General features: G+C 71.1%; 12 protein-coding genes. 9 read left to right on the forward strand and 3 right to left on the reverse strand.

Annotated features, from left to right (window positions below; genetic code table 11):
- Nucleotides 1-8: 8 nt before the first annotated feature.
- The 8 genes from ABZ386_RS04925 (at nt 9) to pgi (ending at nt 10345) form a co-directional block, all read left to right on the forward strand.
- Nucleotides 9-2963: a M14 family zinc carboxypeptidase gene (locus ABZ386_RS04925; RefSeq protein WP_358963628.1), complete on the forward strand. Its 2955-nt coding sequence runs from the start codon at nt 9-11 to the stop codon at nt 2961-2963.
- A 245-nt stretch (nt 2964-3208) separates the two neighbouring features.
- Nucleotides 3209-4216: a type I glyceraldehyde-3-phosphate dehydrogenase gene (gene gap / locus ABZ386_RS04930; RefSeq protein ID WP_351348857.1), complete on the forward strand. Its 1008-nt coding sequence runs from the start codon at nt 3209-3211 to the stop codon at nt 4214-4216.
- Between the two features lie 140 nt (nt 4217-4356).
- Nucleotides 4357-5568 carry a phosphoglycerate kinase gene (locus tag ABZ386_RS04935; RefSeq protein ID WP_356619234.1) on the forward strand — a complete coding sequence of 404 codons (1212 nt, stop codon included), beginning with the start codon at nt 4357-4359 and terminating at the stop codon, nt 5566-5568.
- Nucleotides 5569-5573: 5 nt separating this feature from the next.
- Nucleotides 5574-6350, forward strand: coding sequence for a triose-phosphate isomerase (gene tpiA, locus ABZ386_RS04940; RefSeq protein WP_351348851.1), 777 nt, complete (start codon nt 5574-5576; stop codon nt 6348-6350).
- Between the two features lie 101 nt (nt 6351-6451).
- Nucleotides 6452-6682 carry a preprotein translocase subunit SecG gene (gene secG / locus ABZ386_RS04945; protein WP_009300451.1) on the forward strand — a complete coding sequence of 77 codons (231 nt, stop codon included), beginning with the start codon at nt 6452-6454 and terminating at the stop codon, nt 6680-6682.
- 208 nt (nt 6683-6890) lie between these two features.
- Nucleotides 6891-7226, forward strand: a complete 336-nt coding sequence (locus ABZ386_RS04950) for an RNA polymerase-binding protein RbpA (RefSeq protein WP_078066843.1) — start codon at nt 6891-6893, stop codon at nt 7224-7226.
- Between the two features lie 122 nt (nt 7227-7348).
- Nucleotides 7349-8617: an MFS transporter gene (locus ABZ386_RS04955; RefSeq protein WP_351348847.1), complete on the forward strand. Its 1269-nt coding sequence runs from the start codon at nt 7349-7351 to the stop codon at nt 8615-8617.
- Nucleotides 8618-8692: 75 nt separating this feature from the next.
- Nucleotides 8693-10345 (forward strand): glucose-6-phosphate isomerase, encoded by a 1653-nt coding sequence (pgi, locus tag ABZ386_RS04960; protein WP_358963631.1) that lies wholly within the window; start codon nt 8693-8695, stop codon nt 10343-10345.
- A 103-nt stretch (nt 10346-10448) separates the two neighbouring features.
- Here the strand turns inward: pgi and ABZ386_RS04965 are convergent, their stop codons facing one another.
- From ABZ386_RS04965 to ABZ386_RS04975, 3 genes are read right to left on the reverse strand one after another with little or no spacing between them, the layout of a single operon-like run.
- Nucleotides 10449-12731, reverse strand: coding sequence for an FtsX-like permease family protein (locus tag ABZ386_RS04965; protein ID WP_351348841.1), 2283 nt, complete (start codon nt 12729-12731; stop codon nt 10449-10451).
- A 48-nt stretch (nt 12732-12779) separates the two neighbouring features.
- Nucleotides 12780-13535, reverse strand: a complete 756-nt coding sequence (locus tag ABZ386_RS04970) for an ABC transporter ATP-binding protein (protein WP_114251384.1) — start codon at nt 13533-13535, stop codon at nt 12780-12782.
- Nucleotides 13532-14047, reverse strand: a complete 516-nt coding sequence (locus ABZ386_RS04975) for a PadR family transcriptional regulator (protein ID WP_351348838.1) — start codon at nt 14045-14047, stop codon at nt 13532-13534. The genes ABZ386_RS04970 and ABZ386_RS04975 overlap by 4 nt, the downstream gene beginning before the upstream one ends.
- Before the next feature lie 121 nt (nt 14048-14168).
- On the opposite strand from ABZ386_RS04975, the gene ABZ386_RS04980 reads away from it, so the two are divergent.
- The gene (locus ABZ386_RS04980) at nt 14169-15440 is read left to right on the forward strand and encodes an ABC transporter substrate-binding protein (protein ID WP_358963634.1); all 1272 of its coding nucleotides are present in this window, start codon (nt 14169-14171) and stop codon (nt 15438-15440) included.
- Nucleotides 15441-15554: the final 114 nt, after the last annotated feature.

Consider the following 15554-nt stretch of genomic DNA (forward strand, 5'->3'; position numbering starts at 1 on the left):
GGGGGTTCATGAGACGAAGAGCGAGATCGATCCTCGCTGTCGGCGCGCTCCTGATCGGCGGAGCGAGCATCGCGCCCATCGCCCAGGCACAACCGGAACGCACACCCCCGTCCGACCCGGACGAAGTCAAGGTCTTCCGCGCCGACGTCACCCACGAGCAGGTGCCCCTGCTGCTCGCGGCCGGCCAGGACGGCCACGAACTCAGCGAGCAGGTGCCCGAGAAGGGCACGGCCACCATCGAGGTCATCCTGACCGACCAGCAGGCGAAGAAGCTGGCGAAGCAGGGCGTCGACCTCACCGAGCACGACCTCTCCACCAAGGCGGAAGCCCGCGTCGAGGCCGCCTCCGAGGGCGTGTTCCGCCCGTACAGCGGCAAGGGCGGCATCAAGGAGGAGATCCTCAGGACCGCGCAGGAGAACCCCGGCCTCACCAAGGTCGTCTCCATCGGCAAGACGGTCAGGGGCCAGGACATCCTCGCGCTGAAGCTCACCAAGGGCGCCAAGAAGACGAAGGACGGCTCCAAGCCCTCGGTCCTCTACCTGTCCAACCAGCACGCCCGAGAGTGGATCACGCCGGAGATGACCCGGCGCCTGATGCACCACTACCTGGACAACTACAAGAAGGACCGGCGCGTCAAGAAGATCGTCGACTCCACCGAACTGTGGTTCGTCATCTCGGCCAACCCCGACGGCTACGACCACACCTTCGCCGACGACGCCAACCGCCTGTGGCGCAAGAACCTGCGGGACGTCAACGGCGACGGCGTCATCGGCACCGGCGACGGCGTCGACCTCAACCGCAACTTCGCCTACAAGTGGGGCTACGACAACGAGGGCTCGTCCCCCAACCCCACCAGCGAGACTTACCGCGGCGCCGGACCCAACTCCGAGCCGGAGACCAAGGCGCTGGACGCCTTCCAGAAGCGGATCGGCTTCACGTACGGCATCAACTACCACTCCGCCGCCGAACTCATCCTCTACGGGGTCGGCTGGCAGGTGGCCACGTCCACCCCCGACGACGTGGTGTACGAGGCGCTCGCCGGTACGCCCGAGAACCCCGCGATCCCCGGTTACCACCCGCAGGTCTCCTCCGAGCTGTACACCACCAACGGCGAGGCCGACGGCCACGCGGCGAACGTCAACGGCCTGGCGATGTTCACCCCGGAGATGTCGACCTGTCAGACGGCCTCCAACGCCGACCCGAACGACGAGTGGAAGGCGTCCGACTGCCGGTCGATCTTCACCTTCCCCGACGACGAGAAGCTGATCCAGCAGGAGTTCGCCAAGAACGTCCCGTTCGCGCTCTCCGTCGCCGAGTCCGCCGCCCACCCCGACCGGCCGTCCTCGTCGGTCGGCCTGAGCGCCGCCGACTTCACCCCGGCCGGGTTCCCGGTGTCGTACTCGCGCGGCGCCGACCAGGAGGTCTCCGTCGTCGCACGGAAGTCGCTGCGCGACAAGGAGCTGAAGTACCGCGTCAACGGCGGCCGCACCGAGGACATGGCGCTCAAGCCCTGGAAGGGCGGCGAGACCTACGGCGGTGAGGACAACCTCTACTTCGACGAGTACCGGGCGAAGGTCAAGGACGGCGACCCGGGCGACAAGGTCGAGGTGTGGTTCACCGCGGAGACGCGGAACGGCAAGAAGGTCTCCAGCGAGCGCTTCACCTACACCGTCGCCGAACGGCCCCGCGCGGACACCCTCGTCGTCGCCGAGGAGGGCGCGACCGCCACGCAGGCGCAGAAGTACGTCGACGCGCTCAAGGCCAACGGCCGCCGGGCGGCCGTCTGGGACGTCGCCGAACGGGGCGCGCCGGACGCGCTCGGCGTGCTGAGTCACTTCGACACGGTCGTCCACTACACCGGCGCGGGCGTCCCCGGCAAGGCCACCCAGCTGCAGCTGCGCGCCTTCCTCAACGAGGGCGGCCGGCTGATCGAGGCCGGCGAGCAGGCCGGCGGCAGCGTCGACCTCGGCGGCGGCACCCTGTCCGACGACTTCAGCCAGTACTACCTGGGCGCCTACAGCCGGACCTCGGCGGCCGGAGCCACCGGCTTCACCGGCTCCGGCGAGCTGGGCGGCTTCACGGGACCGCTCGCCGCGGCGCCCGGCAACCCGCTGGACAAGGCCGGCCGGTACGGCGTCACCTCCGACGAACTGCCCGCCGAGAAGTTCCCGCAGTTCGCGAGCGAGGGCGCCGGACAGTTCGCCGGGGCGGTCAACCCCTTCGGCCCCTACGCGGGCTCCTCGATGGCCGCCGCCGTCCACACCGACGACGCCTACAAGCGCCTCACCCGCACCGTGGACCTCACCGGCGTCACGGCGGCCGACCGGCCCACCCTGCGCAGCCGGCTGATGTGGGACACCGAGCCCGGCTACGACAACGTCCTGGTCGAGGCCCACACCGCGGGCGGCGACGACTGGACGACCCTGCCCGAGGCGGGCGGCGCCACCAGGACCACGGTGCCGACGGACTGCGAGGGCGGCTTCTACGTCCGCGAGCACCCCTGGCTGAAGCACTACCTGACCCAGTCGGACGACGGCTGCACCGCCACCGGCAGCACCGGATCGTGGCACAGCCTCACCGGCACCTCCAGCGGCTGGCAGCAGGTGGAGTTCGACCTGAGCGCCTACGCCGGCCGGACCGTCGAGATCTCGATCAGCTACGTCACCGACCCGGGCACCGGCGGCTACGGCGTCCTGGCCGACGAGGCCTCGCTCGTCGTCGGCGGCACGGCGAAGGAGACCGAGGGCTTCGAGAGCTCGCTCGGCGTCTGGAAGGTCGCCGGGCCGCCCGCGGGCAGCCCGGCCGTCACCAAGGACTGGACCCGCACCGGGGCCCTCGTCCAGACGTACGGCGCGGTCACCACGGACGACACCGTGCTGCTGGGCTTCGGCCTGGAGCACGTCGCCACGCCCGGCGACCGGGCGGCCCTGATGAAGAAGGCACTCGCGTCCCTGGACGTGTGACCTGCCCCGGAGGGGGAACTCCCGGGTCAACAGGCACCACTCCGTGTAGCGAAATCGAGTGATCTCGCTCTCCGGAGGCGGGCGGTCCGTACCCCTACTGGCCGGTACGGACCGCCCTGCCGTGTATGGGGCATCTGGATGTCACCACCGGGGCCTCAGGGAGGTAGGGTCGGAGGCGGTCGGGGACATCCCAAACAGAGCTCGCCGGCTCTTCATGGCCGGCGTACCAACGAGGAGATCGGTTCGTGACGATCCGCGTAGGCATCAACGGCTTCGGCCGCATCGGTCGTAACTACTTCCGCGCGCTGCTGGAGCAGGGTGCAGACATCGAGATCGTGGCTGTCAACGACCTGGGTGACACCGCGACCACCGCTCACCTGCTGAAGTACGACACGATTCTGGGCCGCCTCAAGCAGGAGGTCTCCCACACCGCCGACACGATCACCGTCGACGGCAAGACCATCAAGGTCCTCTCCGAGCGCAACCCCGCCGACATCCCGTGGGGCGAGCTGGGCGTCGACATCGTCATCGAGTCGACCGGCATCTTCACCAAGAAGGAAGACGCCGCGAAGCACCTGGCGGGCGGCGCCAAGAAGGTCCTCATCTCGGCTCCGGCCAAGGACGAGGACATCACCATCGTGATGGGCGTCAACCAGGACAAGTACGACGCGGCGAACCACCACGTCATCTCCAACGCCTCCTGCACCACCAACTGCGTGGCGCCGATGGCCAAGGTCCTCGACGAGAACTTCGGCATCGTCAAGGGCCTGATGACGACGGTGCACGCGTACACGAACGACCAGCGCATCCTGGACTTCCCGCACAAGGACCTGCGCCGCGCCCGTGCCGCCGCCGAGAACATCATCCCGACCACGACCGGTGCCGCCAAGGCCACCGCTCTGGTCCTGCCGCAGCTCAAGGGCAAGCTGGACGGCATCGCGATGCGCGTCCCGGTCCCGACCGGCTCGGTCACCGACCTGGTCGTCGAGCTCGGCCGCGAGGTCACCAAGGAAGAGGTCAACGCCGCCTTCCAGAAGGCCGCCGAGGGCGAGCTCAAGGGCCTCCTCGAGTACACCGAGGACCCGATCGTCTCCTCCGACATCGTCAACGCCCCGGCGTCCTGCACCTTCGACTCCTCCCTGACCATGGTCCAGGAGGGCAAGAACGTGAAGGTCATCGGCTGGTACGACAACGAGTGGGGCTACTCCAACCGCCTCGTCGACCTCACGGTCTTCGTCGGCGACCAGCTCTGATATCCAGAGCAGGCACCTCGATGTGAGAGCAGGGCTCGGGCGGCGCAGGGACGCGCCGCCCGAGCCCTGACTCACGTCCTGATCATGTTGGATCACGAGCGCTTCCGAGCGATCACGAGCCCTCCCCAGGAGTCCCCTTCATGAAGACGATCGACGAACTTCTCTCCGAAGGCGTCGCCGGCAAGCGGGTCTTCGTCCGCGCCGACCTGAACGTGCCGCTGGACGGCACCACCATCACCGACGACGGCCGCATCCGCGCTGTGCTGCCCACCGTCAAGGCGCTGGCCGAGGCGGGCGCCCGCGTGGTCGTCGCCTCCCACCTGGGCCGCCCCAAGGGCGCCCCGGACCCGGTCTTCTCCCTCGCTCCCGCCGCCGCGCGCCTCGGTGAGCTGCTCGGCGCCGACGTGGCGTTCGCGACCGACACGGTCGGCGAATCCGCCCAGGCCACCGTCGCCGGCCTCACCGACGGCCGGGTCGCCGTCGTCGAGAACCTCCGCTTCAACGCCGGCGAGACCAGCAAGGACGACGCCGAGCGCGGCGCCTTCGCCGACCGGCTCGCCGCCCTCGCGGACGTCTACGTCGGCGACGGCTTCGGCGCCGTGCACCGCAAGCACGCGTCCGTGTACGACCTCCCAGCGAGGCTGCCGCACTACGCCGGCTACCTGATCGCCAACGAGGTCGGCGTTCTCAAGAAGCTCACCGACGACGTCAAGCGGCCCTACGTCGTCGCGCTCGGCGGCGCCAAGGTCTCCGACAAGCTCGCCGTCATCGACCAGCTGCTCGGCAAGGCCGACCGCATCCTCATCGGCGGCGGCATGGCCTACACCTTCCTCAAGGCCAAGGGCTACGAGATCGGCAAGTCCCTCCTTCAGGAGGACCAGATCCCGGCCGTCCAGGAGTACATCGAGCGGGCCGGGAAGACCGGTGTCGAACTGGTCCTGCCCGTCGACACCCTGGTCGCGGCCGACTTCCCGGACCTGAAGACCAAGGCCCCGGCCAACCCCACCACCGTCGCCGCGGACGCCATCCCGGCCGACCAGGAGGGCCTCGACATCGGGCCCGAGACCCGCAAGCTGTACGCGTCCAAGCTCGCCGACGCCGCCACCGTCTTCTGGAACGGTCCCATGGGCGTCTTCGAGCACCCCGACTACGCCGAGGGCACCAAGGCGGTCGCCCAGGCACTCATCGACTCCCCGGGCTTCACCGTGGTCGGCGGCGGCGACTCCGCCGCCGCCGTGCGCACCCTGGGCTTCGACGAGACGGCATTCGGCCACATCTCGACCGGTGGCGGCGCCTCCCTCGAATACCTCGAGGGCAAGACGCTCCCCGGCCTCGCCGCACTGGAGGACTGACCTACATGAGCACGCGCACGCCGCTGATGGCGGGCAACTGGAAGATGAACCTCAACCACCTCGAGGCCATCGCCCACGTCCAGAAGCTCGCCTTCGCCCTGGCCGACAAGGACTACGAGGCCGTCGAGGTCGCCGTCCTGCCGCCCTTCACCGACCTGCGCTCCGTGCAGACCCTGGTCGACGGCGACAAGCTCAAGATCAAGTACGGCGCCCAGGACATCTCGGCGCACGACGGCGGTGCCTTCACGGGTGAGATCTCCGGCCCGATGCTGGCCAAGCTGAAGTGCACCTACGTCGCCATCGGCCACAGCGAGCGCCGCCAGTACCACGGCGAGACCGACGAGCTGGTGAACGCCAAGGTCAAGGCCGCCTACAAGCACGGTCTGACCCCCATCCTGTGCGTCGGCGAGGAGCTGGAGGTCCGCGAGGCGGGCAACCACGTCGCCCACACCCTCGCCCAGGTCGAGGGCGGCCTGAAGGACCTCGCCGCCGAGCAGGCCGAGACCATCGTGATCGCCTACGAGCCCGTCTGGGCCATCGGCACCGGCAAGGTCTGCGGCGCCGAGGACGCCCAGGAGGTCTGCGCGGCGATCCGCGGCAAGCTCGCCGAGCTGTACACCCAGGACGTCGCCGACAAGATCCGCATCCAGTACGGCGGCTCGGTGAAGTCGGGCAACGTCGCCGAGATCATGGCCCAGGCCGACATCGACGGCGCCCTGGTCGGCGGCGCTTCCCTGGACGCCGACGAGTTCGTCAAGATCGTGCGCTTCCGCGACCAGTGAGTAGGCCGTAGCGGCGATCCGTCGTACCCTTGCGGGGTCCAGCGCTGTGCTGGGCCCCGCGTCGTCCATCCGCATCCGAGGAAGTTGGTCCAGCCGTGGTTCTGGGGTTCTCCATCGCCCTGATCGTCTTCAGCCTGCTGCTGATGCTGCTGGTGCTGATGCACAAGGGGAAGGGCGGCGGCCTCTCCGACATGTTCGGTGGCGGCATGCAGTCCTCCGTCGGCGGCTCCTCGGTCGCCGAGCGCAACCTCGACCGGATCACCGTCGTGGTCGGTCTGTTGTGGTTCGCGTGCATTGTCGTGCTCGGCATCCTGATGAAGGTGAACAACTGACCGAGCCGCAATCCGCACGGAACTCGCACGTAGGGCCCCATGTTCGGTACGCGCAGCTGAGCGCGGCCTATCATGGGGCTTGCGTCTAGGTGTGAGGGTTGTAACTCCAATCACTGGACGCGCGTTGGGCCTTACGTAGACTGAGGCGCTCGCGGCGAAGCGGAACGCCGACTCGCTTCGCGGCACCATCACGCAGGGAGTTACGACCGTGGCAAGTGGCAACGCGATCCGGGGAAGCCGGGTCGGGGCGGGGCCGATGGGCGAGGCCGAGCGCGGCGAGTCCGCGCCCCGGCTGCGCGTCTCCTTCTGGTGCTCCAACGGACACGAGACCCAGCCGAGCTTCGCCAGCGACGCGCAGGTGCCCGACACATGGGACTGTCCCCGCTGCGGCTTTCCGGCCGGCCAGGACCGGGACAACCCCCCGGACCCGCCGCGCACCGAGCCCTACAAGACGCACCTGGCGTATGTGCGGGAACGGCGCAGCGACGCGGACGGCGAGGCGATCCTCGCCGAGGCGCTCGCCAAACTGCGGGGCGAGATCTAGGAGTTGAGACCGGCCGGGCACCAGCGGGTGCCCGGCCGGAGCTGCTTTCCCGGTCCGCCGGCGACCGATTGTCAGTGGTGCCCTCTACGGTTTGTGCATCGGGCGAACCGTGAGGGGGAGCAGTGACGACGGTCGACGTGGAGAGCGTGCGCGCGCCCGCGTGGCGCGGGAGCTTCGGGCGGCTGTGGAGCGCCGCCGTGCTGTCCAGCTTCGGCGACGCGCTGCGCACGGCCGCGCTGCCCCTTCTGGCCGTCACGCTCACCGACGAGCCGCTGCTCATCGCCTCCGTCACGGCCTGCGGCTATCTGCCCTGGATCGTCTTCGGCCTGCTCGGCGGGGCCGTCGCCGACCGCGTGGACCAGCGGCGCGCCATGTGGCTGGTGGACGCGTCACGCGGGCTGCTGGTCGCCGCCTTCGCGGTGGCCGTCGCCCTCGGCCACGCCTCGATCGGCCTGCTCATCGTGCTGGCCTTCGCCCTCACCACCCTGCAGACCCTCTTCGACAACGCGGCCACGGCGCTGCTGCCCGCCCTGGTCGACCGGGACGCGCTCGGCAGTGCCAACGCCCGGCTGATGACCGGCCAGCGCATCGCGGGCGGCCTGCTGGGCGGGCCCCTCGTGCCGCTGCTGCTCGCGGCCGGGGCGGCCGTGCCGTTCGCGGCCGACGCCGTGACCTTCCTGGTGGCCGCCGCGCTGATCGCCTCGCTGCCGGCCGCCGCGCCCGACCGGAAGCCGAGACCGGCGGGTAGCACACTGCGCCGGGAGATCGCCGAAGGGCTGCGCGCGCTGGCCCGGGACAAGGCCCTGCGCGGTCTGTGCGCCGCCACTGCCCTGTGCAACATCGGCATGGGCGCCCTCGTCGCCACCCTCGTGGTCCTGGTGACCGGGTGGCTCGACGCCGGCAACGCGGGATACGCGGCGGCCATGACCGCGTACACGGCAGGCAGCCTGGCCGGGGGAGCCGTCGGCGGCCGGCTCGTCGCCCGCTTCGGACGGATGCGCATGGTGCTCGTCGCCGGGACCGCGCAGACCGCCGCGCTCCTCGTCATGGGCTCGGTGCGCAGCATGGTCGCGCTGGTGGCGGCCCTGGCCGTCTTCGGGTTCATGGGAATGGTGTGGAACGTCAACACCACCACGCTGATGCAGCAGCGCAGCCCCGCCGAGCTGCTGGGCCGCGTGAGTTCCGCCTACCGGACGCTCGCGATCGCGGGAGCGCCCCTCGGCGCGCTGCTCGGCGGAGCCGCCGCCACGGCCTGGGGCGAGAACACCCCGGCCCTGCTCGCCGCCGCCTTCTTCGTCCTGGCCGTCACCGCGCTGATACCGGGGCGCCGTCCGGACGTACCTGTTGTTGCGCCGCAGGACGGTGCGACGACAGGCCACGGCAACCGCTGATCAACTAGGTTGGGACCGGCAGCGGGGCGGTTACGCAGCAGCACAGGCAGGACAGGAAAGAGGCTGAAGTCCGAGATGAACGCAGACGGCCGTACCAGGCTCAACCAGACGCCCGAGTGGACGGCACTGGCCAAGCACCGCGAGGAGCTGGGCGATGTCCGGCTGCGCGAGCTGTTCGCCGCCGAGGCCGGCCGCGGCACCGCGTACACCCTCCGGGTCGGCGACCTGTACGTCGACTACTCCAAGCACCTCGTCACCGACGACACGCTCCGGCTGCTGCGCGAACTGGCCTCCGCCACCGACGTGTTCGGGCTGCGGGACGCCATGTTCCGCGGCGAGAAGATCAACACCACCGAGCACCGGGCCGTGCTGCACACCGCGCTGCGCGCGCCGAGGGACGCGGTCGTCGAGGTCGACGGTGAGAACGTGGTGCCCGGTGTGCACGCGGTGCTCGACAAGATGGCCGACTTCGCGGACCGGGTGCGCTCGGGCGAGTGGACCGGCCACACCGGCAAGCGGATCCGGAACATCGTCAACGTCGGCATCGGCGGCTCCGACCTCGGGCCCGCGATGGCCTACGAGGTGCTGCGCGCCTTCACCGACCGCTCCCTGACCCTGCGTTTCGTGTCGAACGTGGACGGCGCCGACCTGCACGAGGCGATCCGCGACCTCGACCCCGCCGAGACGCTGTTCATCATCGCCTCCAAGACCTTCACCACCATCGAGACGGTCACCAACGCCACCTCCGCGCGCTCCTGGCTGCTGGCCGCGCTCGGTGACGAGGCCGCCGTCGCCCAGCACTTCGTCGCCCTGTCGACGAACGCCGAGAAGGTCGCCGAGTTCGGCATCGACACGGCCAACATGTTCGAGTTCTGGGACTGGGTCGGCGGCCGCTACTCCTACGACTCCGCGATCGGCCTGTCCCTGATGATCGCGATCGGCCCGGACCGCTTCCGGGAGATGCTCGACGGTTTCCGCATCGTCGACGAGCACTTCCGGACCGCGCCCGCCGAGTCCAACGTGCCGCTGCTGCTGGGCCTGCTGGGCATCTGGTACGGCAACTTCCACGACGCCCAGTCGCACGCGGTGCTGCCGTACAGCCACTACCTGTCCAAGTTCACCGCCTACCTCCAGCAGCTCGACATGGAGTCCAACGGCAAGTACGTCGGCCGGGACGGGCGCGAGGTGGAGTGGCAGACCGGGCCGGTGGTGTGGGGCACGCCGGGCACCAACGGGCAGCACGCCTACTACCAGCTCATCCACCAGGGAACGAAGCTGATCCCGGCGGACTTCATCGGGTTCGCCCGGCCGGTCGCCGAGTTGAGCGACGAGCTGAAGGCGCAGCACGACCTGCTGATGGCCAACTTCTTCGCCCAGACGCAGGCGCTCGCCTTCGGCAAGACGCCGGACGAGGTGCGGGCCGAGGGCGTGCCGGAGGAGCTGGTGCCGCACAAGACGTTCCGGGGCAACCACCCGACGACGACGATCCTGGCGCCCGAGCTGACGCCGTCCGTCCTCGGTCAGCTGGTCGCGCTCTACGAGCACAAGGTGTTCGTGCAGGGCGCGGTGTGGAACATCGACTCCTTCGACCAGTGGGGCGTGGAGCTGGGCAAGGTCCTCGCCAAGCGCGTCGAGCCCGCGCTGACGGAGGGCGCGGAGGTCGAGGGCCTGGACGCTTCCACGAAGGCGTTGGTCGCGACGTACCGGGAGCTGCGCGGGCGTCAGTGACGAGCCGCGGGGTGGGAGACCGCCGGACGGTTGAGGCCGCTGGTCAAGAGGCCGCCGGGCGGGAGGCTGCCGGGCGGGAGGCGCCGCGTTCGTTTCCCGCCCGTCAGGCCACCGCGCTCAGCGTGTCCGCCAGCCGTCGGCGTGCCGCCCGGGCGGCGGGTACGGCGGCCAGGGCCGCCGCGCAGAGGACCGCCGCCGCCCCGAGCAGCAGCATGAGCGGGGCGGACGGGCCCTGGGCGATGCCGGCGCCGATGCCGCTGGAGCTGCCCTGGGCGTCGATCAGCCAGTAGGCCAGCGGAAGGCCCAGGGCGGTGGCGGCGAGCACGGCCGCGAGAGCGGTGAGGCCGGTGGCCGTGACGGTGATCGCCGTGATCTGCCGGGGCGACAGGCCGATGGCCTTCAGCGCGAGCAGGTCCCGTTCGCTCTCGCGGACGGTGCCGCCGATCGCGGTCAGCAGCTCGATGAGCCCGATCAGCGCCAGGACGGCGATCAGTCCGGCGACCACCGCGCGCAGCGGGGAGAGCCCGTCGGCGGGGTTGGTCACGGTGTGCACGTCCAGGTGGCCGCGTCCGGCCGTGGCGAGCCGGTCGGCGACCTCCCGGGGGTCGGCACCGGGGTCGAGGCGCAGTTCGTAGAGGGTGGGGCGGAGCCCGGGGTCGTTGGCGCGGAGGGTGTCGAGGGATGTGGAGATGACCCGGCCGGCGTTCTCCGGTTCGATGCTGCGGCCCACGATGTGCAGGATCTGTGGCTGGTCGCCGACGGTCATCCGCACCCAGTCGCCGACGCGCACGTCCAGCAGGTCGAGCAGCCCCTGCCCGGCCACGGCCTCGTCGGCGCCGCGGGCGGGGCGGCCCTCGGCGAGGGTGTACGGGTAGGGCTCCTGGTGGGTGCCGAGGCCGCGCAGGGCGATGGTCGCGGTCTGGCCGGGGACCAGGGCGGCCGTTTCGACGCCCGGGTAGGCGTCGGCCACCTGCGGGTCGCGTTCCAGCAGGGTGCGGGCCTGCCGGTCGGTGAGGCCGGTGTCGGCGCGGACGCTGAGCGTGGTGGGCAGCCCGATCCGCTCGGGCCTGCTGTGGAAGCGGTCGAGGGTGGTCCAGGCGCTCATCGCCACGACGATCAGCAGCAGCGGCAGCGTGAGCCGGGCGACCGTGGCCAGGGAGCGGGGACGGCGGGTGAACGCCTTGTGCCAGCCCAGCACCAGCGCGGGCGGGATCCGCATGCCGAGCGCCCGGCGGGCCACGCCGGACAGCCGCCCGCCCGGGGTCGCGGCGGGCCTCGGAACCGGAACCGGCGGCACGCGCCCGGCCCGCCAGGCGGCCAGCCCGGTGGTCGCGCCGATGAACAGCACCGCGCCCACCGGGATCACGAGCAGCGCCACGGTGTGCCCGGGCAGCCCCTGCCACACCCCGACCGCGTCCCCGAGCCGCCCCGGGATCCGGCTGCCGAGGGCCTCGGCGAGCGCGGCGGCGGCCACGGCGCCCAGCAGGGCGTAGGCGAGGTGCTGGAGCAGGAAGACGCGGACCACCTGGCCGGGGGTGAAGCCGATCGCCTTCAGTACGGAGAGGTCGCGCAGGTGGCCCCGGATGCGGGTGCCGATCGCGCCGTGCACGGCGAGCCCCGCGGCGACCAGCGCGCCCAGCCCGAACAGGCCGAGCACCTGCCCGAGCAGCCGGTTGTCGCCCTGTGCCTCGGCCCGGGCCTGCTGCCACGTCGACACCTCGCCGATCGCCCCGGCACCCAGCACCGTCACGGCCCGCTGGACGACGTAGGAGGTGTCGCCCGGGTCCGTCAGCCGCAGCCCGATCACCTGGCCGCCGGGGTCCGGCACGGCCGAGGGCAGCGCCCACACCAGTCCTGGCTGCTCACCGGGCCGGTAGCGCGGCTCGGCGCTGTCGGCGAGGCCGACGACGGTCAGCGTTCGGGCGGTGCCGGGCACGGTGAGGGTGTCGCCGGGTTCGGCGAGCAGGGCGCGGGCGAGGCGGCTCTCCAGGACCACGCCGTTCGGGGTCGCGGGGTCCAGCCAGTGGCCGGAGACGATCGGCGGGCGGCCGACGGAGGGGCGTTCCGGGGTGCCGCGCAGTTCGACGGAGGCGCGGCTGCCGCGTGCGGAGACGGTGGTGGCGGCGGTGGGGTAGGGGCCGGCGACGGCGTCGACGCCGTCCAGCTCCGCCAGCCTGCCGGTGTCGGCGGTCGTGTCGGTGTGCAGCCACACGTGGGCGCCGTGCGACTGCGTGAAGACGCGCTGCCAGGGGTTGGTCGCGTACCCGAACAGGGCCGTGGCCAGCAGCAGGGAGGCGACGATGCCCGCGGTGGCGAGGACGAGGAACAGCGCCTCGCCGCGGTGCGTGCGCAGATCGGAGTGGGCCCAGCGCAGGGTGGCTCGCATACGGGTCAGCCCCTCCGGGGATCGTCGTACACGTCGTACACGCGCATGTCAGTCCTTCAGCTCCAGTACGCCCGATATGCCGGCGCGGCGCGGCGGGGTGCCGCCGTCGAGGGTCGCGTCGTCGGCGATGCGGCCGTCGAAGAAGCTGATCACCCGGTCCGCGGCGCTCGCCAGCCGGGCGTCGTGCGTGACCAGCAGGATCGTCTGGCCGCGCTGGTGGAAGCGGGACAGCAGCCGCATCACCTCGCGGGTGCCCTTGCTGTCGAGGCTGCCCGCGGGCTCGTCGGCCAGCAGCAGCGGCGGATGGTTGACCAGCGCCCGGGCGAGGGCCACGCGCTGCTGCTCGCCGCCGGACAGCTCGCCCGGCATGCTCCGCTCCTTGCCGGTCAGGCCCAGCTCGGCCAGGAGCTGCTCCCGCTCGGCCCGGGCCTGCTTCGGCGGGACCCCGGCGAGCAGGGCGGGCAGCTCCACGTTGTCCGCGACGGACAGGTTGGACACGAGGTTGAAGAACTGGAAGACGATCCCGATGCGCTTGCGGCGCTCCACCGCCCAGCGGGCCTCGCTGTAGGCGTCGGTGCACTCGCCGTCGAGCCAGATGCTGCCCGCGTCCGGCCGCTGGAGCCCGCCGAGCAGGTGCAGCAGCGTCGACTTGCCGGCGCCGGACGGGCCGGTGATCGCCACGAACTCGCCCTGCCGGACGCACAGGTCGACCCCGCGCACGGCATGGGCGGGCGCGCCCTCGCCGTGGTGGGTCTTCACCAGCCCCTCGGCGCGCAGCACAGGAGCGGGACGGTCGTCGCTCACTCCAGCTCCTCCAGCTCTTCCTGGCACCGCTCCAGCCAGTCGAGGTCGGCCTGCAGGTGCAGCATCGCGCCCTCGATCAGCAGATGGGCGATGCGGTTGTCGCGGTCTTCGGCGGCGGCCAGCTTCGACAGCTGCCGCATCGTGTTCAGGTACTGGCGCCGCTGGTGGTTGATCAGGGAGATCTGGTCGGCGAGGCCGGTCTGCGGGGCGAGCGCCAGCTTCATGAAGAACTCGTCCCGAACCCGCGGCTCGTCCTCGGGCTCCTCGAACCAGGCGCGCAGCGCCTCCCGCCCGGCGTCGGTGAGGTGGTAGACCTTCTTGTTGGGCCGGCTGGACTGCGCCACGTCCTCGCCCTCGATCAGTCCCGACTTCTCGAGGCGGCCGAGGGTCACATAGATCTGGCCGACGTTCGGCTGAGGGTACGCGGAGCCCAGCAGTTGCTCAAGGTCCTGCTTGAGCTCGTAGCCGTGGGCGGGTCCGCGGGCGAGGAGTGCCAGGAGGGGCAGGCGCACGCGTGCAGTCCTCCTGTCCGGTCCAATGTGCTCCAGGCCCTAGTATCGCCCATACCTAACAGGTATACATGGCCTCTGTTCCGGGCAAGGGTGCCCGTCGCCGGTGTATAGGGAGGAACCTATGCGGTGGATCCATGCCGCCGGTAGGGGCCTCCTCGTTCTCGTCGTGGTCCTGACCGGTTACATCGCCGCCGGAGCGCAGGCCGGGGAGCCGTCGGAGGGCGGTCGCGGGCCGCTCACCCTGGCCACCGCCGGGGACCTCACCGGCTATCTCGGCCCCCTGCTGGAGGGCTGGAACCGCACCCACCCCGGCGAGAAGGTCACGCTGGTCGAACTGCCCGACTCGGCCGACGAGACCCGGGCGCAGATGGCCACCGATCTGCGCGACGGTGACCGCAGCCGGTTCGACGTGCTCAACATCGACGTCAACTGGACCTCGGAGTTCGCCGCCGCGGGCTGGATCCGGCCCCTGCCGCGCGACCGCTTCCCGCTGAAGACCTTCCTCCCGCCGGTCGTGGACACGGCGACCTACGACGGACAGCTCTACGCCGTCCCGTACGTCACCAACGCCGGACTGCTCCTGTACCGCAAGGACGTCCTGGAGGAGGAGGGCGTCGAGCCGCCGCGCACCTGGGCGGAGCTGGAGCGGTACGCGAAGACCATCGCCCCGAAGCACGGCCTCGACGGGTACGCCGGGCAGTTCCTGCCCTACGAGGGCCTCACCGTCAACGCGGCCGAGGCCGTCTACTCGGCGGGCGGCTCGATCCTCGGCGACGAGGGCGAGCGCGTCACGGTCGACTCGGCGGCGGCCCGCGAGGGCATCGGCTTCCTGGCGCGCGGGGTGCGCGAGGGCTGGATCCCGAGAGAGGCGCTGACGTACAAGGAGGAGGAGTCCAAGCAGGCCTTCCAGGACGGCCGGCTGCTCTTCCTGCGGAACTGGCCGTACGCCTACGTCGGCGCCTCCGCCCCGGGCTCCCGGCTCGCCGGGAAGGTCGGCGCCGTACCCCTGCCCGGACCCGACGGGCCGGGGACGAGCGTCCTGGGCGGCTCCAACCTGGCCGTCAGCACGCACGCCCGGCACCCCGACTCCGCCGCGCGCCTGATCGCGTACCTCACCGGTGAGCCCGTCCAGCGCCAGGTCCTCACGCGGGGCGCGCTGCCACCCGTGCGGGCCGATCTCTACATGGACCCCGCGCTCATCCGCAGGTTCCCCTACCTGCCGACCCTGCGCGCGAGCGTGCTCGCGGCCGAGCCGCGTCCCAAGAGCCCGCACTACGACCAGGTCAGCCTGGTGGTGCAGGCGGTCGTGCACGACGCGATGGCCGGGCGGCAGACGCCCGAGGCGGCGGTGCGGCGACTGGCGCGGGAACTGGCGGCCATCTCCAGCCGCTAGTTACATGTTAGGTAACGAGGGCATCTCAACTGGCTTCGGTGTGTCCGAGTAAGTACCTGTTTGTCAGGCCAACTGGCCGGTTACTTCTGTTCTTTTCGTTGACACCCTTCTGAA

It is taken from the genome of Streptomyces sp. NPDC006140 (genome assembly GCF_040628815.1).
Lineage (GTDB): Bacteria > Actinomycetota > Actinomycetes > Streptomycetales > Streptomycetaceae > Streptomyces.